This window comes from Reichenbachiella sp. (genome assembly GCF_039944555.1).
Lineage (GTDB): Bacteria > Bacteroidota > Bacteroidia > Cytophagales > Cyclobacteriaceae > Reichenbachiella.
The window spans coordinates 186,014-205,940 of sequence record NZ_JBDUYN010000004.1 but is presented as its reverse complement, the minus strand read 5'-3'; the positions used below and the strand labels follow the sequence as shown (position 1 = coordinate 205,940).

General features: G+C 42.3%; 16 protein-coding genes. 6 read left to right on the top strand and 10 right to left on the bottom strand.

Translation table 11 applies throughout. The annotated features are described in order from the left end of the window. Positions 1-2: 2 nt before the first annotated feature. The gene (locus tag ABJD64_RS02345) at positions 3-1,058 is read left to right on the top strand and encodes a proline racemase family protein (RefSeq protein ID WP_348177010.1); all 1,056 of its coding nucleotides are present in this window, start codon (positions 3-5) and stop codon (positions 1,056-1,058) included. A gap of 69 nt (positions 1,059-1,127) precedes the next feature. Here the strand turns inward: ABJD64_RS02345 and ABJD64_RS02340 are convergent, their stop codons facing one another. Next, a complete protein-coding gene (locus ABJD64_RS02340) occupies positions 1,128-3,545 on the bottom strand; it encodes an FtsX-like permease family protein (protein WP_348177008.1) in 2,418 nt (805 codons plus the stop codon). Positions 3,546-4,025: 480 nt separating this feature from the next. Between ABJD64_RS02340 and ABJD64_RS02335 the strand changes: the two genes are divergently transcribed. The 5 genes from ABJD64_RS02335 (at position 4,026) to ABJD64_RS02315 (ending at position 11,795) form a co-directional block, all read left to right on the top strand. Further along, complete coding sequence (locus ABJD64_RS02335; RefSeq protein ID WP_348177006.1) at positions 4,026-7,295, top strand: SusC/RagA family TonB-linked outer membrane protein; 3,270 nt, start codon at positions 4,026-4,028, stop codon at positions 7,293-7,295. 27 nt (positions 7,296-7,322) lie between these two features. After that, the gene (locus ABJD64_RS02330; RefSeq protein WP_348177004.1) at positions 7,323-8,798 is read left to right on the top strand and encodes a SusD/RagB family nutrient-binding outer membrane lipoprotein; all 1,476 of its coding nucleotides are present in this window, start codon (positions 7,323-7,325) and stop codon (positions 8,796-8,798) included. A gap of 131 nt (positions 8,799-8,929) precedes the next feature. Further along, a complete protein-coding gene (locus tag ABJD64_RS02325) occupies positions 8,930-10,330 on the top strand; it encodes an aminopeptidase P family protein (RefSeq protein ID WP_348177002.1) in 1,401 nt (466 codons plus the stop codon). Then, positions 10,327-11,349, top strand: a complete 1,023-nt coding sequence (locus tag ABJD64_RS02320) for a hypothetical protein (protein ID WP_348177000.1) — start codon at positions 10,327-10,329, stop codon at positions 11,347-11,349. The genes ABJD64_RS02325 and ABJD64_RS02320 overlap by 4 nt, the downstream gene beginning before the upstream one ends. Continuing rightward, positions 11,349-11,795 (top strand): GreA/GreB family elongation factor, encoded by a 447-nt coding sequence (locus tag ABJD64_RS02315; protein WP_348176998.1) that lies wholly within the window; start codon positions 11,349-11,351, stop codon positions 11,793-11,795. The genes ABJD64_RS02320 and ABJD64_RS02315 overlap by 1 nt, the downstream gene beginning before the upstream one ends. A gap of 131 nt (positions 11,796-11,926) precedes the next feature. On the opposite strand, the gene ABJD64_RS02310 is transcribed toward ABJD64_RS02315, so the two are convergent. The 9 genes from ABJD64_RS02310 to hisG form a co-directional block, all read right to left on the bottom strand. After that, positions 11,927-12,418 carry a nuclear transport factor 2 family protein gene (locus ABJD64_RS02310; protein ID WP_348176996.1) on the bottom strand — a complete coding sequence of 164 codons (492 nt, stop codon included), beginning with the start codon at positions 12,416-12,418 and terminating at the stop codon, positions 11,927-11,929. Between the two features lie 123 nt (positions 12,419-12,541). Then, on the bottom strand, positions 12,542-13,132 hold the full coding sequence (hisIE, locus tag ABJD64_RS02305; RefSeq protein ID WP_348176994.1) for a bifunctional phosphoribosyl-AMP cyclohydrolase/phosphoribosyl-ATP diphosphatase HisIE: 591 nt from the start codon (positions 13,130-13,132) through the stop codon (positions 12,542-12,544). A 68-nt stretch (positions 13,133-13,200) separates the two neighbouring features. Beyond that, positions 13,201-13,956: an imidazole glycerol phosphate synthase subunit HisF gene (gene hisF / locus ABJD64_RS02300; protein WP_348176992.1), complete on the bottom strand. Its 756-nt coding sequence runs from the start codon at positions 13,954-13,956 to the stop codon at positions 13,201-13,203. Continuing rightward, complete coding sequence (hisA, locus tag ABJD64_RS02295; RefSeq protein WP_348176990.1) at positions 13,946-14,665, bottom strand: 1-(5-phosphoribosyl)-5-[(5-phosphoribosylamino)methylideneamino]imidazole-4-carboxamide isomerase; 720 nt, start codon at positions 14,663-14,665, stop codon at positions 13,946-13,948. The genes hisF and hisA overlap by 11 nt, the downstream gene beginning before the upstream one ends. 122 nt (positions 14,666-14,787) lie before the next feature. Then, positions 14,788-15,375 carry an imidazole glycerol phosphate synthase subunit HisH gene (gene hisH / locus ABJD64_RS02290; RefSeq protein ID WP_348176988.1) on the bottom strand — a complete coding sequence of 196 codons (588 nt, stop codon included), beginning with the start codon at positions 15,373-15,375 and terminating at the stop codon, positions 14,788-14,790. Beyond that, entirely contained in the window at positions 15,372-16,505 is a 1,134-nt protein-coding gene (gene hisB, locus ABJD64_RS02285; protein ID WP_348176986.1) for a bifunctional histidinol-phosphatase/imidazoleglycerol-phosphate dehydratase HisB, read from the bottom strand. The genes hisH and hisB overlap by 4 nt, the downstream gene beginning before the upstream one ends. Continuing rightward, a complete protein-coding gene (gene hisC / locus ABJD64_RS02280) occupies positions 16,502-17,548 on the bottom strand; it encodes a histidinol-phosphate transaminase (protein ID WP_348176984.1) in 1,047 nt (348 codons plus the stop codon). The genes hisB and hisC overlap by 4 nt, the downstream gene beginning before the upstream one ends. Positions 17,549-17,550: 2 nt before the next feature. Next, the gene (gene hisD, locus ABJD64_RS02275) at positions 17,551-18,831 is read right to left on the bottom strand and encodes a histidinol dehydrogenase (RefSeq protein ID WP_348176983.1); all 1,281 of its coding nucleotides are present in this window, start codon (positions 18,829-18,831) and stop codon (positions 17,551-17,553) included. Beyond that, positions 18,828-19,685 (bottom strand): ATP phosphoribosyltransferase, encoded by an 858-nt coding sequence (gene hisG / locus ABJD64_RS02270; RefSeq protein ID WP_348176981.1) that lies wholly within the window; start codon positions 19,683-19,685, stop codon positions 18,828-18,830. The genes hisD and hisG overlap by 4 nt, the downstream gene beginning before the upstream one ends. Between the last annotated feature and the right edge of the window lie 242 nt (positions 19,686-19,927).

Sequence of the window (19,927 nt, the reverse complement as noted above, 5' to 3'; positions counted from 1 at the left end):
TTATGAGCACTTTCGACAACATTCAATCCAATCAACATTTTCGGTCTCCGTCAGATTGGCTCCGGATCAAGACCATAGATATGCACACCGGGGGCGAACCACTTCGAGTAATACTCAGCGGCCTGCCCGAACTGAATGGCAATTCTGTGCTCGATTATCGAAGATACATGAAAGAGAATCATGATCATCTTCGCACGGCCTTGATGTTTGAGCCACGAGGTCATGCAGACATGTATGGATGTATACTTATTCCACCAAATGATCACGAAGCTGACTTCGGCATTCTCTTTTTGCACAACGAAGGCTACAGCACGATGTGCGGCCATGCTGTAATCGCGATAACAACTTTAGCCGTACAAATGGGCTGGGTCAAGGTCAAAGAACCGGAAACACAAGTTGTCATCGACGCTCCTTGTGGAAGAATCTATAGCTATGCCAAAGTTGAAGGTGGGACAGTAACTTCAGTATATTTCCATTGTGTACCCTCCTTTGTGGCTGACCAGGATTGCATAGTAGAGGTAGACGGAATTGGCCAAGTCAAATATGACCTGGCCTATGGAGGCGCTTTCTACACCTATGTAGATGCAGACGAGCTTGGCATTGACATGACGCCTGAGAACTATCGCCAACTCATCGAGAAAGGGATGGCTATCAAACATGCCGTTATCGAATCCAATGACCGGATTATTCATCCGTTCGAGCCCGAAATGAGTGAACTCTACGGCACCATATTCACAGGTGAATCTCATACTGCAGGTGTTGATTCTCGAAACGTCTGCATATTCGCAGCGGGCGAGGTAGACCGGTCTCCCACCGGCTCCGGCGTATCGGGCAGAATGGCTATTCATCATAAAAGAGGAGACCTGAATATTGGAGAGACTATGTCTGTCGAGAGCATTATTGGCTCTTCTTTTGTCGGTTCGGTACACAAAGAAGAAAAGTACGGACCTTTCGATGCCGTAATTCCTCAAGTAGAAGGCACAGCCCATATTGTAGGACAAAACGAATTTTTGATTGACCCCAATGATCCGCTGAAGGACGGGTTTATTTTGAGATGAGATTTCATATAAGATCAACAAGTTGATCTTATATTGATTTTTCCAGAAATGTCGAATTATGGAATTCTTCTAATCATGCCTCAATACATGCGCTGGGTTTTCGCGAAGCGTCCTCTTCAAAATGAGTGCAAATACAAACAAGGTTACCAATACGACCAGCAATACAGCAAAAGCAAACTCCCAGCCTTGCCAACCAATTCTGTAGTGAAAATTTTGCAGCCAGCCATTCAGCAAATACCAGGATGCTGAGCATCCCAAAACAACTCCTACGATGAGCGTCCACATATACTCTTTGACCAAGAGACGCTGCTGCTGAATAAAATTGGACCCAAGCACTCGCCGGATGCCTATCTCCCTTCGTTTTTGTTTGACACTATAAGAAAGTAGACCAAGCAACCCAAGCGCATTTATTCCTATGATCAAAATAGAAATGTAAGTGAGAATGGCAAAGAGCTTATTCTCCCGATCATAGAACGAATGAAAATTCTGATCCAAAAAAGAATAATCCATGGGTGCATCTGAATCAAAAGATTCCCATTCTCGAGTGATATAGGAGACCGTCTCGCCTATTTCCATACTGTTTAATTTAAGCATGACATAGTTTCCGGCATTACTCTGATGAAAAATCACAATGGGTTGAACCTTATTGTGTAAGGACCCAACATGAAAATCTTCCACCACCCCAATGACTTCATACAATATTCGATTGCCAAGAGAATCTTTACCAACACCGATTTTTTTCCCCAGTGCTTCTGCCTTCCACCCATATTGTTCTGCTGCCGCCTCGTTCAGCATGATACTTCCTAATAAGTCCTTTTTGGAATCTGCAAAGAAATTTCTCCCTTTTGCAAGTTTCATCTTTAGCACATCCAAAAAATCCCCATTGACCTCAATAAATTGACCTCCAGTCGAATTATATTTTCCTTCCTTATCGGGAATATCAAAGAGCGTCTGATTCAATTCAAAACCCGGAATGTTTTGAGTAGAAGTTGCACTTAAAATATTGGGATGGGATATAAGCTTGTGCAGCAGTCCATCCAGTTTTGACTCAGTCGGGTCATTTTTTACATCTATAACCATTACATTTTCCTTGTCAAACCCCAGATCTTTACTGCTTATAAAATCCAACTGGCGGATAACTAAAACTGTACTGGCAATTACTGCTATTGAAACAGCAAACTGAAAGGTGATCAACCCTTTTCTTAATATCATACCGCGATGAGATGATGAAAACCGACCCCTGAGTATTACAGCAACTGAAATGGCGCTCATGTAGTAAGCCGGGTACCATCCCGAAAGGAGTCCAATCAAAACAGATACCCCTAAGTATACCATAATGGTAAAAGGTTGTATGAGATAGGTTAGGCCAATGTTTTGATCTGTTATGCTATTAAATGATGGCAATAGCAATGCACTAATTACCCAACCCAATATCGCTGCCAAAATGACCATTACAATGGATTCGGTGAGAAACTGGCCTCTCAATGACCTCACTCTGCAACCCATGACTTTCTTTATACCAATCTCCTTGGCACGGATCGATGCACGGGCCGTAGTCAGGTTGACATAGTTGATTGAAGTGATAAGAATTAAGAACAAAGCCACAGCAGAAAAAACCAGCACGTCGTTTGAATTACCATTTTCATAAGCCTCCCAGGTCAGGTCAGAGTTGAGATGAATACTTTCCAGAGGTTGAAGTATCAGATTTGCTTCTGCACTATACTGCTCCAAGGTCTTGAGCATATACTTATCTTTGAAAGTCTTAAAATTTTTGAGAAGCATAGAAGGTTCAAATCCATCTTTGAATAAGGCATAAGTATATACATGCCAACCAATCCAAACATTCTCTTCTCCTTGTCTGGAACCCAAATCCCAGGACAATACTGCCTCATAAGGAAGATGTGTTTTCGTATTTGGGCCTTCTATAAATACGCCTCGAACGGTAACAGGAATTTTGCCATCCAGTTTGATCAGCTTTTGTAAGGGAGACTCATCTCCAAATATCTTTGTGGCAAGTGCCTGGCTAAGAACAACAGATTTAGGGCGAGAAAGTGGATCTGAGTCTGATCCGGGAATAAACGATTTCTTGAAAACATCAAAAAAGGTGGAGTCAGCACTAAAAACATGTTTACTCTTTACTCTTTTTTTGTCGTTGTTTTCAAAAAAGGCCTTATGGTCATAAAGGCCGTTGTAGCCTGCTACCCTGGTTTGAGCCAAAATCTCAGGAAATTCCGTTTTCATAGACGGACCTATAGGCCTTGCAAGGTTACAAAACTGATCGACATTGCCCCCAATGTCATAAGATATACCAATCCTATAAATCTGATCTGAATTTGGATAGTGCTTGTCGTACGAGCTTTCAATAGAAGTATATATGAAGATCAAAAAGCCGAAGGCTAGCCCAAAAGACAGGCCAAGCATATTGATGATCGAGTAGCCAAGATCTTTCTTTAAAACTCGAAAGGCGGTCTTAATAAAATCAGTCATGTTGGTTAGGTTTTAGTAAAAGATAAAACTTCTTTTTGAAAAAACACCGAGCTCTGCGGAAACCCTAAAAAGAGTAAATAAAATTAAACATCTGATAACTAACACAATACCCTCACTAAAGTGAAAAACTTAAGCATAAAATCGTATCAAGTACGGTTATAATAATACAGTATAATATACTGACTTTTAGCTGGTTGAGAAGACATTATTCTGATTTTTATAAATCGAACAACAGTATATAGAAGACATTTGCTTGTTTTACCAAATATGTATTCCCATAGGTCAAAATAGTATAAAATTCTACTATATTTTTTGTTCTCTTTTACCATGCGAAAGACTTAGAAGAAGTCAATCACAACCGTAGGCCATAATATTTGCGCATCCATTAGCTGAGTTTTTTCAGCCCTACCATTCAAAACATGTCCATTCCCGATGACGATCGGCATGGGGATGCTATGTATTAATTCTAAACTATTAAGTATGAAAAAGTTTTTACTCATGACATCCGTCGTATGTGCGATGGTGTCGAGCGTGTGGGCACAAAGCACGATCAAAGGAACTGTATCATCGGACGGAGATAATCTCCCGGGTGTATCAGTTTTGGTGGAGGGATCCGCCGCAGGAACCGTCACGGATATTGACGGTAATTATTCCCTGGAAGTACCTTCCGGGGGCAGTACATTAATTTTCACCTTCATTGGTATGGCAACCGAAAGGGTTGACATCGGTGGACGATCGACCATCGATGTAGCCATGACCGCAGATGTCAAGCAACTATCAGAAGTAGTAGTTACAGCATTCGGTGTCGAAAGAGACAAAGCTTCTCTTGGGTATGCAGTACAGGAAGTTAGCGGTGACGCTGTGAGTACAGCCAAGGAAGATAATTTTGTCCGATCTCTTTCTGGTAAGATTGCCGGTGTAAATATAAGAGCGGCGTCTACCATGGGTGGAGGAACCAACATCCTTATTAGAGGAAATAGTTCGATGACAGGAAACAACCAACCACTTTTTGTGGTAGATGGAATTCCCGTGAATAACTCCTCTTACAATTCGTCTAGTCAGCTATCCGGTGGTGGTGGATATGATTTTGGTAATACTGCGTCAGATATTAACCCTGATGACATCGCTACCATATCTGTTCTCAAAGGAGGAAGTGCCTCAGCACTGTATGGCTCCAGAGCAGCCAATGGCGTAGTTCTAATTACAACAAAAAGAGGAGCAACCGGTAAAGCGAAAGTAACCATCAGTTCTGGAGTGACATTCTCTCAAATTGACAAATCTACTTTGCCAAGATATCAAAATGAATATGGCGGCGGATACAGCACGGATTCATTCAATACGTTCAATTATGATCCAGCGAATCATCCTGCAGACTGGGCATCTTTTGATGGTCAGGACATGGTAGAATACTACGCCGATGAAAGCTGGGGCCCAAGGTTTGAAGGCCAAATGGTAAGACACTGGGACAGCTGGGATCCAACAGATACTCAGAATTTTGGCCAGCTCAGACCTTGGGTGGCTTCGCCTAATAGTATCGATTATTTGTTTGATACCGGTGTAGCATTCAACAACAACGTTTCAGTAGAAGGTGGCTCAGAAAAAAATACGTTCCGAGCGAGTTTTACTGATTACAGAGTTGATGGCACTTTACCTAACAGTGAACTAAAAAGAAGAACGTTCAATGCTTCTGTTTCGACACAATTTACTGAGAAATTGAGATCAACCTTCAGTGCCAATATAGTCAGGTCCATTGCGGAAGGAAGAGCAGGCACAGGATACTCCGACAACGACGGTGTAAGTATCATGGCCTCATTTGGCAACTGGCATCAGAGACAGTTGGATTTATCCAGAATGGAGGATTGGAAAAATGTAGATGGTGTCCAAAGATCCTGGAATAGAAACGGTTATGACGACTCAAGCCCTGCCTATTGGGACAACCCTTACTGGACACGTAATGAAAACGTGCAAAACGACAACAGAGATCGATTCTATGGCAAATATGAACTTACCTACCAGGCACTTGATTGGCTATCCATCACAGGGCGTGCAGGTTTAGATTTCACTAAGTTCACCAGAGAATTCCGTATTGCCAAAGGAGGAGTTGTAGAATTTGTCGGCAGAGGAGCATATCCTGGATACTGGGTCAGAAGGGATGTTGAAAAGCAACAGAACTATGATCTTTTTGCAAATTTCGAAAAGTACTTTGACAACCAATTTTCTATAAGTGGGTTGTTAGGTGCTAATTTCAGACAAGAAAACTGGGAAGCTTCAAGACTAGGAACCAGAGATGGTTTGGTAGTACCTGGAGTTTATGCTGTTTCAAATTCAGCAAGCGACAATATCGTTTACCAGGAGTATGACAGATTAAGAAAAGATCAGGCCATTTATGGTTCTGCCAATTTCGGATATGCCGACATGGTATACCTGGAAGGGACTTACAGAAAAGAGTGGACTTCTACCTTGAATGACCCGTTCGATTATTATTCAACGTCCTTATCATTTGTGTTTTCTGAATTGGACGCACTTAATTCAATCTCCGCTATATCGTTTGGTAAAATCAGAGCGAGTTATGCCAAAACAGGTAATGCGGCAGGTATATTCCGCACGAACACTGAATATACCTATACGGCTGGAGACAAGTATGGAAATAATCCTTCCTACTACATGCAAGGAAATATCAACGACGCCAACTTAAAACCTGAATCCACGAAAGACATTGAGTTCGGTGTGGAAATGAATTTCTTCGAAAACAGAGTAGGTTTTGATTTTGCCTGGTACAACAGAAAAAGTTCTGACCAGCTGCTGGCAGTGCCGATTGCAGGGTCGTCAGGGTTTTTCAGTTACTACACCAACACTGGAGAAATTGAGAACAAAGGCATAGAACTGGCTCTAAACGCTACGCCAGTCAAACTCGGAAAATTTTCATGGGATATCAACGTCAATTTTTCTAAGTACACAAGTAAAGTGACTGATTTGCCTGAAAGTATTGAGGCTATTGAATTGGGTGGTTTATATGAACTCAAACAGCAGCACAGAGTAGGAGAAGACTTTGGCAGCTTTATCGGCCGTGACTATGTCTATGATGGTGCCGGCAATAGAGTTATCGAAGACGACGGAACATATGCTATGTCAGACCCTAAAGTATTAGGAAGTGTAGTTCCGGACTGGGAAGCAGGTATCAGCACTTCCTTGAACTATGCAAGTCTAAGTCTTAACGTATTGTTCGACATTCGTCAGGGAAGCGAAATATTTTCTCAAAGCCACAGATGGGGCAGAACTACCGGTATCCTGGCAGAAACAGTGGGCACAAATGACCTAGGCAACCCTATCCGAAATGATTATCACGAAACGATTGATGACGGAAATGGTAATCAGATAGCCAATCCTGCGCAAGGCGGGGTAATCCTTGAAGGAGTGACCAGCGACGGCCAACCTAACGATGTAAGGATCAGCGCCCATACAGCGCACAACGATGGTGAAAACCCTGAATCAGCCTCTATACTTGATGCCAGTTATGTAAAATTACGAGAAGTCTCTCTTAACTATAGCTTGCCAAAATCTATCATTGGTGATACACCATTCAACCGTGTTTCAATATCGGTGGTGGGACGTAATCTGGCCATTCTCCAGCGAGGCACAGATCACATTGATCCGGAGATATCCTATGGTGTGGGCAACGTGCAAGGGTTTGACTGGGGTATGCTACCAAGAGAGCGAACCTACGGTTTTAAGCTAACTGCCGACTTTTAATTTGCTAAAAACATAAAATAAGAAATTATGAAAATATTTAATAAATGGTTAGTTGCCTTAATGGTAATCGCTACGGTCTCTTGTACAGGAGATTTCGATGAGATCAACACTAACGATCAAAACCCCACAGTTGTGGATCCAGGCTTTATCCTGACAGGAGTTGAAGGTTCAATTATGAATCGATATGTATTCACCAGTGATTTATTCGCCAACGAAACCGGATCCCTGGCTCAGTACTTTGTGAAGCATTTTTATACCAATGAAAATGTTTACAATTTCAGAGGAAGCATGTTCAATGCCTACTGGAATACTTACTACAATCAGATGCTCCGAATGAGAGAGGCCGCGAAAATGATCGAAACGCCTCCATATTCTTTGGATGATGAAGCCGTAAAAACTAACAGAAAAGCGGTTTTAGAAATTCTTGAGATTTGGACGTGGACTCAAATCACAGATCAGTTTGGTGATGTCCCATATACCAATGCACTGCAAGGAGGTGAGAATTTTCAGCCAACTTATGATACGCAAGAAGCTATCTATACTGATTTGATCGCTAGAATCTCTAGTGTAGTCACTACTATAGACAACTCTGCAGGTTCGTTTGGTAACTCTGATGTTATTTTCGATGGTGATATGGATGCATGGGAAAGATTTGCCAATTCGTTGAAACTACGAATGGGAATGCGAGTGATTGACGCAAATTCTACGCTCGGCACAACCGCCGTGCAGGAAGCTGCTGCTACTAATCTCATTAGCTCTAATGCACAAAACGTGACCTATGAGTTTCAAAATGAGACTTTCCGAAGCCCACTCCGAAGAAATGACGGAGAAGCTGCCTGGGATGATGTAGTAATAGCTCAAACTTATACTGACGTAGTAAATGCCGTGGAAGACCCAAGAAGAGGATTTCAAATGTATGACTGGGGGCCGGGAGGTACGTTCAGAGGATTTCCTATCTCGGATAAATCCTGGGCTGATTTAGATCAAAGCAAATGGAGCTACTCGTATTTAGGTTGGGCATTTAGATACTGGGACGAAAGAGCCGATACACAATGGCCTTATGTGATGATGGACTATGCTGAAGTTTCCTTCTTATTGGCTGAAGCCGCTGAAAGAGGTGTCATTACAGGTTCTGCTGATGCTTACTATACCCAGGGAATTACAGCCTCCATGGAGTATTGGGACGTAGACCCGGCTGACGTTGCTACCTATCTGGCCAGACCTGACATTGTCTATTCCTCTGCCAACTGGAAAGAGAGAATAGGAACTCAGAAGTATATCGCTCATTTTCCATATGGATCTGAAGCATTTTCAGAAGCCCGTAGATTGGATTTCCCAGTCCTCGTGCAGCCTCTCAATGGAACACAGACGCTCGACCTTGCAAATAGAATGCTTTATCCTAATGACGAGGTTTTGTTAAATTCTGAGAATACGGCAGCCGCCATCAGTAGACTGGAAAATGGAAACACCTTGACAGGTAAAGTCTGGTGGGATGTAAATTAAGAAAGTAGTTTTCTCATAAGATCACTTATGTTGCATTAAGGTCGCCGAGTATTTGGCGACCTTTTTCTATACCCAAAGACCAGCCGCATCCTGCTTTATATTATATTTGAAATTATAACAACACAGTATCCATGTTTAGCAAAGACACATACATCCAAAGAAGAAATAGATTAAAAAAAGACGTAGGCAGTGGGCTCATCGTGCTCCTAGGAAACGAAGAGAGTAGTATGAATTTTAAGGACAACTGGTATCACTTTCGTCAGGATAGTTCCTTCCTCTACTTTTGTGCTGTTTCGCTACCCGGGCTTACCTCCATTTTGGATTGCGATAGTGGAGAAGACCTGATATTGGGTGACGAATTGACCATCGATGATATTGTATGGACCGGGCCGCAGCCTACCATTTCCTCATTGGCTGAAAAAAGTGGTATCACAAAAACCGCTCCGAATAAACAGATCGAAATTGTTATCAAAAAAGCTATTGCCGATGGACGAAAAATTCATTTTACTCCCCCCTATAGAGAAGAGCACGTAACTAAACTTGCCGAATGGACAGGCAAATCTGTTGGTGAAATCAGGTCTGGCGAGTCTGTGTCGCTAATCAAGGCCATCATAGCACAAAGAAATGTCAAGACCGCTGAAGAAATTGTAGAGCTGCATAAAGCTGTGGACCTTACTGCCGACATGCATTTGGCCGCTATGCAATATGCCAGATCAGGCATGAAAGAAGCGGAAATAGCGGCAAGAGTAAATCAGGTAGCACTAGCAGGAGAAGGCCAACTTTCATTTCCGGTGATTCTGACCAAAGACGGGCAAACACTCCACAACCACTACCACGGCAATATAATTAAGGACGGAGATTTGATCTTGTGCGACGCTGGAGCGGAAATACACTCAGGCTATGCTGGAGACATGACCAGAACTTTTCCTGTGTCATCTCAATTCTCCGAGCGCCAGCGAGAGATATATCAAACCGTACTGAACGCACATGAAACCGCCATAGCTGCTCTGAAACCTGGGGTAAGATATAAAGACGTGCATCTCAAAGCCTGCAAAGTATTGGTAGAAGGACTTACTGAAGTCGGCCTTATGAAAGGCAACCCCGAAGAGGCGGTTGCAGCTGGAGCGCATACCATGTTCTTCCAGTGTGGACTGGGTCATATGATGGGAATGGACGTGCATGATATGGAAAATCTAGGGGAGCCTTATGTAGGCTATTCAGACACCGTAAAAAAAGGAACCGAATTTGGATTGAAATCACTGCGTTTAGGTAAAGAATTGGAAGCTGGGTTTGTCATTACTGTTGAGCCAGGCATATACATCATTCCTGAATTGATCGATATGTGGAAAGCTGAAAATAAGAATGCAGAGTTTCTGAATTATGATAAATTAGAAACCTATAAAGACTTTGGAGGCATCCGTATAGAGGAAGATTTTGTCATCACTGAAAATGGTGCAGACTTACTCGGTAAACCGATAGCCAAAACAGTGAAAGATGTGGAAGAAGTTAGAAAACAAGCCTTAGAATCATGAAAAACACGATAATCATCCTTGCTACAATACTAATAAGCTGCCAACCATCGAAGACTACCTATACCTGGGAAGAATTTTCCCTGGAAGGGAACCCTTCACTACGAGGTATTTCGGCTTTAAATGAAAAAATAATCTGGGTGTCTGGCACTAATGGTACGGTAGTAAAAACAGAAAATGGAGGACTCAATTGGGAAGAGGTCTTCATTCCAGATTCAGATTCACTGGATTTCAGAGATGTAGAAGTATTGACCAAAGATGAAATCGTGCTCATGAGTGCCGGATCAGGTGCACAATCCAATATTTTCAAATCTAAAGATGGTGGTCGTCATTGGAAAAAAGCGCTTGTCAATGCATATGATTCGGGTTTTTATGATGGCATAGCTTTCTGGAATGAAACGGAAGGCATATTGGGTGGAGACCCGGTTCATGGTAAGTTATTTTTGATGCGAACCTCAGATGGAGGAGATACCTGGCAACGCATTCATCCGGACAAACTTCCCGAAATGAACGAAGGTGAGTTCGGTGGCTTCGCTGCTAGCGGGAGTCATTTGACAGTCAAAGGTGAGTCCGTATGGATTGGATCAGGTGCAGCGACTTCTAGAGTTTTTTATTCACAGGACAAGGGTGAGCATTGGGAAGTGGTTTACACCCCAATCATCCAGGGAGGGGGATCTCAAGGCATTTTCTCTATTGATTTCTATGATGAAAATACTGGCATCGCAGTAGGCGGGGATTACACCAAAGAAGATGAAGGCACTAAAAATGTAATTCTTACTTTAGACGGTGCCACCAATTGGAAGCTGGCCGACTCGTTTCCACTTTTTCAATCCTCTGTTCGATATCTGTCTAAAGATCAGCTCATTTCTACCGGTCCTGCGGCCAGCTATACTTCTGACAATGGTGGGAAATCCTGGTCCAAAATAGAAGGAACCGGTTATCATACTTTAGATGTATCAAAAGATGGCACCATCTGGGCTGCGGGTCGAGATGGAAGGATAGCTCAGCTCATTGCCGAGTAATGAACAAGAAAAAATTATACGATGCATGTCTTAACCTATTGAAAGAAAAAATTTCAATAGCAAAACAAGGCATGGCAGAAGCCCAAGCCTCTGCCAACAACGAAACCAAGTCCTCCGCCGGAGACAAGTACGAGACAGGGCGAGCCATGAGTCAGAGAGAACGAGATTTGCATGCCCGTCAATTAGCCGAGTTGATAAATATGCAGAAAGCATTCTCTGCTATCGATCCGGATAAGACTTGTCTAAAAGTAGAATTGGGGGCATTGGTCCAAACTTCAACCTCAATGTTTTTTATTGCATCAAGCTTGGGTGCTGTAACCGTTGATAAAAAGCAGATAATGGTTATTTCTGCCATTTCTCCCATAGCTCAGACGATGTTGAACAAAAAGGTTGGAGATCGTTTTAAATGGATCAGCAATGAAGTAGAGATATTATCAATATCTTAAAATATCATCCAGAGTTTGCTTTATCCTCCTCACTAGTTCGGACTGAATATGTCCAATTCTTTTTTTCAATTTGGTTTTGGAGACTGAGTGGATGTGTAAGTGCTCATAGGTCATATTAGAAACCTAGCTGCTCAGCGACTCTTCTCATATTTCTGTCTCACGTCCTCAGGCACTTCACAATCAGCTTTTCGTCTTGTATCAGCTAAATGGAAAATTTTCCACCCTTCCAGTGTTTTCACCAACTGAAAAGCATCCACTCCACAATGCAAGAATTGGTCATTCAAATAAAAGGCATAGTCTACCCAAACAGCTGCTAGCGATCCATCGATCTGTACCTTTTCATTCCAAATGGGTTCGTTCCAAACATCTTCCTTGGGGTTACCTACAGCTTCAATAAATTTTTGTAAATCTCCTTCTCGAAATTGGGTTTCACCGGCCTGGTTCTGAAATATAGTATATGTGGCTGGCTGGGGAACGAAGCTGGATTTGAGCAGAGTACTATCACTCCTACGCATAGCTTCAAATACCCGGTTTACCACGTCCATCACTTGCCGTTCTTCCGGGTTTTGCGCAGAGAGATTAAATGCAAACAGGGCAAATACTAGCACTAAGGTATGTCGCATAAGCTTTTGATTTTACTTATAAAAATACCTTTGGCCGGTTGTCTTGACAATAGATCCGTCTCTTTTTGGATTGCTGCAAACTAGCATGGAAGAGTGGTTAGCACTAATTATAAACGGCAGCTTTCAATGCCTGCTCTCTAGCACTTTCACTACATCCTCCAAATCATAACCTTTGGCCCGAAGCAAAATCATATAATGATAGAGTAAATCGGCCGACTCATTGAGAAATAGTTCTTCGCTGTCGTCTTTGGCTTCGATCACTACTTCTACCGCTTCCTCTCCCACTTTCTGAGCTACCTTGTTGATACCCTTTTTAAACAATGACGATGTGTAAGATTCTTCATCGGGATTATCATGTCTATCTTTGATCACGGCTTCCAATTTGGATAGAAAACTGAAATTTGACTTGTTTTCTTCCGCCCAGCAAGTATCAGTTCCTTTGTGACAAGTAGGGCCTACAGGTTGGACCTGAATGAGTAGAGTGTCATTGTCACAATCTAACTTCATGCTTTTCAATTCCAAGAAGTTTCCGCTTTCTTCACCTTTCGTCCACAGCCGTTTTTTAGTTCTACTAAAGAAGGTCACTTTCCCGGATTCCTGAGTTTTGGAGAGCGCCTCTTCATTCATATATCCAAGCATCAGAACGTTCTTGGTGTTTTCGTCTTGAATGATGGCCGGTACCAAACCGTTATTTTTTTCAAAGTCTATGTTCATCTTGTAGTCTTTTAGTCCATAGTCAATAGACCATAGCTATTGACTATGGGCTGTTGACCATTGACTGATTATATTCTTATTGCAATTCCCTGCTTTTTTAATTCCCCCTTTAAAACGGGGATCTCAATTTCTTTAAAGTGAAACACACTCGCCGCTAAGGCCGCATCTGCATTACCTAAAGTGAATGTGTCGGCAAAATCCTGGATGCTACCTGCGCCACCAGAGGCAATTACTGGTATGCTGACCAAGTCCGATATTTTGGCCAGCGCTTCATTGGCAAAACCATTTTTGGAGCCATCATGATCCATAGAGGTGAATAGTATTTCTCCTGCTCCTCTTGATTCAGCTTCTTTTACCCAGTCAAATAAGTCAATTGCTGTTGGTACTTTACCGCCAACCAAGTGAACCTTCCATTGTCCATCGATCTGTTTGGCATCTACAGCCAAGACCACACACTGGCTTCCAAACTGTGCCGCCAGTTCGTCCAAAACGGTAGGCTCTTTCACGGCCCAGGAGTTAATCGATATTTTGTCAGCTCCTTTGTGCAAGAGTGTGTATACATCCTCTACAGATTTGATACCACCTCCGACCGTAAAAGGGATATTGACCTTTTCGGCTACTTTCTCGACCAACTCTGCGGTAGTTTTGCGTCCATCGCCAGTTGCTGTGATGTCCAGGAAAACCAGCTCATCGGCACCTTGTTCGGAATATAGCGCAGCCAACTCCACCGGGTCACCTGCATCGCGCAAATTCACAAAGTTCACACCCTTTACCGTGCGGCCATTTTTGATGTCCAGACATGGTACAATTCTTTTAGTCAACATACTTTTCAAGTTGTTTCAATGTAATTCGGTCTTCGTAAATGGCCTTCCCAATAATAATTCCGTCCATCTTCAATGCTGCGGCGGCCTCTACGTCAGAAATATCTTTGACACCTCCGCTGGCAATAATTTTCTGACCTGGAAAAGTCTTCATCAAATCTTTGTACAGATCCACCGCAATTCCTTCGAGCATGCCATCTTTAGAAATGTCGGTGCAAACAATATACTTATTGCCCAATGACTCATATTCGGTTATCAACTCAAACAAATCCACTTCAGACTCTTCTTGCCAACCATTAATAGCAATTTTTCTGTTCGTAGAATCCGCACTCAAAATAATCTTTTCGCTGCCAAACTTTTTTAGCCATTGCTCATATAGCTGTTTGTTTTCTAATGCTACACTTCCCAAATTCACCTGTCTTGCTCCAGCATTGAATGCAATATTGATATCCTGATCACTGCGTATCCCGCCACCAAAATCAATTTTTAAACTGGTCTTTGAGGCTATATCATCTAGTACCTTTGCATTCCTGATTTCCTTAGCTTTAGAGCCATCTAGGTCCACCAGATGCAAATACCGAATTCCTGCTCCTTCAAACATCTTTGCTACTTCCAACGGGTTCTCATTGTAAATCTTTTTTTGATCATAATCTCCTTTGGTCAGCCTTACACACTTACCATCTATGATATCTATTGCTGGTATTATTCTCATTATTCAGTGATTGATTTAATGAATTAATGATTCAATGACTTAGTGGTGGTTTAATGGTTCTATGATCCATTACTTCATTTGACCATTAAATCATTGTTTCACCGTATCATCGGCCCATTGGTTTACATTTCAATAAAATTCTTCAAAATCTGCTGACCCAATTCACCGCTCTTTTCCGGGTGAAACTGACAGCCATAAAAATTGTCTTTGTGCAGCGCTGCACTAAAAGCTTCAGGATAACTTGCCTGAGCGATTGTCCACTCCGAATCAGGCACATAATAGGAATGCACAAAATACATGAATTCCTTCTCCTTCAACCCACGCATCAAAGGAGTCTTTAGGTTTTCAATTTCGTTCCAACCCATATGTGGGACCTTCAGCCCGTTACTCGGAAATAATTTTACCGGTAAGGGGAATAAGCCCAGACCCTTCGTGTCGTTTTCTTCTGAGTACTCACACATCATTTGCATACCCAGGCAAATGCCAAGGAAAGGCTGATTGGCGTTTTTAATTACGTTCACCAAACCATGTTTTTCCAAAGCCTTCATCGAACTGCTTGCCTCTCCCTGACCAGGAAAAATCAGCTTATCGGCAGACGAAATTACCTCGACATCGTTGCTCAATTCAGCGTTCAATCCCAAACGCTCGCAAGCAAATTTCACGGACTTCACGTTGCCGGCTCCATAGTCAATAATTACAACTTTACTCATAGCATGCCTTTGGTTGAAGGTAAAATCATTTTGTCTTTGTCTTGCTTCACTGCCATTTTTATTGCCTTTGCAAAAGCCTTGAAAATGCCTTCGATCTTATGATGTTCATTGTCTCCCTCTGCTTTGATATTCAAATTGCATTTGGCAGCGTCTGAAAAGGATTTGAAAAAGTGAAAAAACATTTCGGTTGGCATCTTACCTACCATTTCTCTTTTGAACTCGGCCTCCCAAACAATCCAGTTTCTTCCGCCAAAATCCAATGCCACCTGGCACAAGCAATCGTCCATCGGAAGACAAAATCCATATCGCTCTATCCCTTTTTTATTCCCAAGTGCTTCAGCAATTACTTCTCCCAGCGCTATTCCGGTGTCTTCTATTGTATGGTGTTCGTCTACCTCTAGGTCGCCTTTCACGATTACTTTTAAATCAAGCAAACCGTGTTTGGCAATCTGATCCAGCATATGATCAAAAAACTTGATTCCAGTATCGATCTGAGATTGGCCGGTACCGTCCAATTCCACAGTGATATCTATGTTTGTTTCTTTAGTTGTCCGCTTTACGGCAGCAGTTCTTGAACCACGCGCCACTAGTTCATATATATCCTGCCAATCTGTGGTAGTTAGGGCAATGCTCGATTCCAACTCATCGATTTTAGAAGTAACCTCATCAGCCCCAAGTCCTTCTTCATTAGATATGAAAATGGCCTTGGCCCCGAGGTTTTTGGCTAGCTCTACGTCTGTAATTCGGTCTCCAATGACAAAGGAATTGGCAAGATCATAGTCTCCCTCCAAATATTCCGTAAGTAAACCTGTCCTTGGTTTTCTTGTTGCTGCATTATCTGCCGGAAAACTCTTGTCAATTTTGACAGCGTCGAAAACTACACCTTCATTTTCAAAAGCCTTCATGCACTGGTTGTGTGCAGGCCAAAAGGTCTCTTCAGGAAAGGAATCCGTACCCAAACCGTCTTGATTAGTCACCATTACCAGCTCATATCCAAGTTTAGCAATCTTGGCCATCCACTGAAACACACCCGGATAAAACTCTAGTTTCTCTAGTGAGTCCAACTGGTAGTCCACTGGAGGTTCGATGACCAAAGTGCCGTCTCTATCTATAAAAAGTACCTTTTTCATCTCAATTTCTTTTTGTCGTATTCAGCAATTCCAGCTAGCAATTTCGTATTTTCTTCTGGCGTACCAATGGTCAGTCGTAAACAACTACCACACAAATATTCTTTAGAACGATCTCGAACAATGATTTGCCGCTCTAATAAGAAGTCATAAAGCACCTTTGAATCATCAACCCTCACCAGAACAAAATTGGCGTCCGAATCAAAGACCTGCTTAATACACCCCAACCCGCCAAGTGCTTCTTCTACCTTTTGTTTCTCGTCCAATATAACTTTTAAGTTTGCCTGAAAGGCTTTAACATTATTCAATGCTTTTAAAGCTGCCTGTTGAGAAAGTTCATTGATATTATAAGGTGGCTTGATGGCATTGAGTACGCTAATTATTTCTTTAGCGGCAAAACACATACCCACTCGCAATCCTGCCATTCCCCAGGCTTTAGATAAGGTCTGACAAACGATCAAGTTCGGGTAACTATTCAACTCTGTCAACCATGAATCCGCATCCGCAAAGTCGATATAAGCTTCATCAATTACTACCAGTCCTTGATCAAGGTCCAATATCTTTTTGACCTCTTCTTTGGCCAAAATATTTCCGGATGGGTTGTTGGGCGAACAGATAAAAAACAGCTTGGTATTTTCGTCCGAAGCGTCAATCATCGTTTGCGCATTAAGCTTAAAATCTTTTTCTAAATCAACCTTACGAAGTTCAACATTATTGATCCCCGACAATACAGGATACATGCCATAACTGGGATTATGTGAAATAACATTGTCCAATCCCGGTTCGCAAAACGCTCTGTAAATCAGGTCCAAAACCTCATCACTGCCATTGCCCAATAGGATATTCTCAACCGGTATATTCTTGATTTCACTTAGGCGCACCCTGACGGCCTTTTGATAGGGGTCCGGGTATCGGTTGACACCATTATCAAATGGGTTTTCGTTGGCATCCAGATACACTTCTGCGACATGATCAAATTCATCTCTAGCAGAACTGTATGGCTTCAAGTTCAGTATATTCTGTCTTACAAGTCTAGTAAAATCCATAACTATAATTTAGCCAGGCGTTTTGTTACTGCCAGTTTGTGCGCTTTCAGCTGTTCAGCCTCTGCCATAAATTCTATGGCAGGCCCTATCCGCTTAATCCCTTCTTTAGAGATTTTCTGAAAGGTGATTTTCTTGGAAAAAGCATCAAGATTCACTCCGCTAAATGATTTAGCAAATCCATTTGTAGGAAGTGTATGATTGGTCCCGGATGCATAGTCTCCGGCGCTCTCTGGGGTATAGTTTCCAATAAAAACCGAACCTGCGTTCACTAATCCATTGAGGTAAAAGCTTTCATTTTCTACACATAAAATAAAATGCTCCGGCGCATATTCATTGATAAAATCCAGGCAGTCCTGATCGTCTTCTATTAGGATCAACTTCGAGTTTTCAATCGCTTTTCTGGCTATTTCTTTTCGAGGCAATGTGGGTAGCTGATTTAACAATTCCTCTTGGATTTTTGGTATCAGACCGACAGATTTCAACACACAAATCACCTGACTGTCCACACCATGCTCAGCTTGCGATAAAAGATCTGAAACAACAAACTCAGGGCTGGCTGTTTCATCAGCCAAAACGAGAAGCTCTGAAGGGCCGGCTGGCATGTCAATAGCAACACCCAATTGGGTCGCCCTTTGTTTAGCAGCGGTCACGTATTGATTGCCCGGACCAAAAATTTTGTTGACTTTGGGAATACTCGCGGTTCCAAACGTCATGGAGCCAATAGCCTGAATTCCTCCCGCCTTAAAGATTTGTGTGATTCCAGCATGTCGTGCAGCAAACAATATCGCAGGGTGGATCTGTCCATTCTTATCTGGCGGAGTACACAAAACAATCTCTTTGCAGCCAGCAATTTGTGCTGGGATTGCCAACATCAACACGGTGGAAAACAAGGGTGCCGTACCACCAGGAATGTAGATTCCCACTCTTTCTATGGCACGAGTCTCTTGCCAGCACCTTACACCAGGCATGGTTTCTACCTCAATCACAGGAGAGGTCTGTGCCCTGTGAAATTTTTCAATATTGTCAGCTGCTAGGCGAATGGCCGCTTTCAGATCTTCAGAAACTTTATCGCAAGCCACGTCAATTTCGTCCAAGGTGGCCTTCAGGCCTGAAACTTCGGCCTTGTCGAATATTTTGGTATAAGACAGTACCGCCCGATCTCCTTCTTCCCGAATGGCCTGAAAAACTTCATCGACCAACTGATCCAAATTTTGTTGTTTCAGCGCAGGTCTGCGAGTGAGCTTTTCCCATTCTTTTCTTTTAGGGTTTTTAACTAAAATCATAGTACCATTTTTTCAATTGGAACAATCAACAATCCTTCGGCCCCGGCGGCCTTAAGCTGGTCAATGACCTCCCAAAATTTACCCTCCTCAATCACAGAATGCACAGAACTCCAGCCCTCTTCGGCCAACGGAAGTACAGTTGGGCTTCGCATACCAGGCAATAGTTTTATTACCACTTTTAGCTTATCATTGGGTACATTCATAAGAACATACTTTGACTTCTTTCCCTTCTGAACTGCATCAAGTCGAAACAATAAGGTGTCTAACAGAGCATTTTGCTCAGCGTTTAACTTTTTACTTTTGACCAGACAAGCTTCTGAGGTAAGAATAGTATCTGTTTCTTTTAACCCGTTCTTGAAAAGTGTACTTCCGGAGCTCACCAAGTCACAAATACCTTCCGCCAAACCAATATTAGGAGCTATCTCGACGGAACCCTTGATGAGGTGAATTTCGGCGTTAACGTTATTTTTTTTAAGATACTGATTAAGCGTATTGGGGTAGGAAGTAGCAATTTTCTTCCCGTCGAAGAATTGCACCCCATCGTACTGCACATCTTTAGGTACTGCTAAGGAGAGCTTACATTTTGAGAATCCCAGTTTTCTTACGATTTCTATATCATTCTGACTTTCAACAAGGAGATTCTCACCAACAATGGCTAAATCTGCTACTCCATCTTCTACATACTGAGGTATATCTCCGTTTCTCAGATATAGGACTTCAAGCGGGTAATTGGAGGCACTGGCTTTGAGCTGGTCTTTGCCATTGTCGATATGGATTCCACAGTTCTTGAGCAGACTGATAGAGTCTTCATTTAACCTTCCTGATTTTTGAACTGCAATTTTAAGTTTACTCATCTTTTATTTTGTTAGTGCCTGAGTAAACTGAATTTGGGCATAAAAAAATCCCGTCCAATTTAACTCAGACGGGATTCGATATTTTTATAGAAACAGCAATATCACCTCGTCTGTGCGATCATATGATGGTGATGATGTTGCCTATTGATGTTCATGATTTTCTTGTATTGAGATGCAAACATAGACAGGAATTGTGGAAAACAAGGAAAGAAAAAAACTATTTTTTAATTCGCTGAAGGCAA

What these genes read in the sequence shown, in the direction of transcription:
- ABJD64_RS02340 (WP_348177008.1), bottom strand. Translation starts at nt 3,545, where the DNA reads ATGACTGATTTTATTAAGACCGCCTTTCGAGTTTTAAAGAAAGATCTT.
- hisH (WP_348176988.1), bottom strand. Translation starts at nt 15,375, where the DNA reads ATGAGTAAAGTTGTAATTATTGACTATGGAGCCGGCAACGTGAAGTCC.
- hisB (WP_348176986.1), bottom strand. Translation starts at nt 16,505, where the DNA reads ATGAAAAAGGTACTTTTTATAGATAGAGACGGCACTTTGGTCATCGAA.
- hisF (WP_348176992.1), bottom strand. Translation starts at nt 13,956, where the DNA reads ATGTTGACTAAAAGAATTGTACCATGTCTGGACATCAAAAATGGCCGC.
- hisC (WP_348176984.1), bottom strand. Translation starts at nt 17,548, where the DNA reads ATGGATTTTACTAGACTTGTAAGACAGAATATACTGAACTTGAAGCCA.
- ABJD64_RS02345 (WP_348177010.1), top strand. Translation starts at nt 3, where the DNA reads ATGAGCACTTTCGACAACATTCAATCCAATCAACATTTTCGGTCTCCG.
- ABJD64_RS02330 (WP_348177004.1), top strand. Translation starts at nt 7,323, where the DNA reads ATGAAAATATTTAATAAATGGTTAGTTGCCTTAATGGTAATCGCTACG.
- hisIE (WP_348176994.1), bottom strand. Translation starts at nt 13,132, where the DNA reads ATGAACATAGACTTTGAAAAAAATAACGGTTTGGTACCGGCCATCATT.
- ABJD64_RS02320 (WP_348177000.1), top strand. Translation starts at nt 10,327, where the DNA reads ATGAAAAACACGATAATCATCCTTGCTACAATACTAATAAGCTGCCAA.
- hisG (WP_348176981.1), bottom strand. Translation starts at nt 19,685, where the DNA reads ATGAGTAAACTTAAAATTGCAGTTCAAAAATCAGGAAGGTTAAATGAA.
- hisD (WP_348176983.1), bottom strand. Translation starts at nt 18,831, where the DNA reads ATGATTTTAGTTAAAAACCCTAAAAGAAAAGAATGGGAAAAGCTCACT.
- ABJD64_RS02325 (WP_348177002.1), top strand. Translation starts at nt 8,930, where the DNA reads ATGTTTAGCAAAGACACATACATCCAAAGAAGAAATAGATTAAAAAAA.
- ABJD64_RS02315 (WP_348176998.1), top strand. Translation starts at nt 11,349, where the DNA reads ATGAACAAGAAAAAATTATACGATGCATGTCTTAACCTATTGAAAGAA.
- hisA (WP_348176990.1), bottom strand. Translation starts at nt 14,665, where the DNA reads ATGAGAATAATACCAGCAATAGATATCATAGATGGTAAGTGTGTAAGG.
- ABJD64_RS02310 (WP_348176996.1), bottom strand. Translation starts at nt 12,418, where the DNA reads ATGCGACATACCTTAGTGCTAGTATTTGCCCTGTTTGCATTTAATCTC.
- ABJD64_RS02335 (WP_348177006.1), top strand. Translation starts at nt 4,026, where the DNA reads ATGAAAAAGTTTTTACTCATGACATCCGTCGTATGTGCGATGGTGTCG.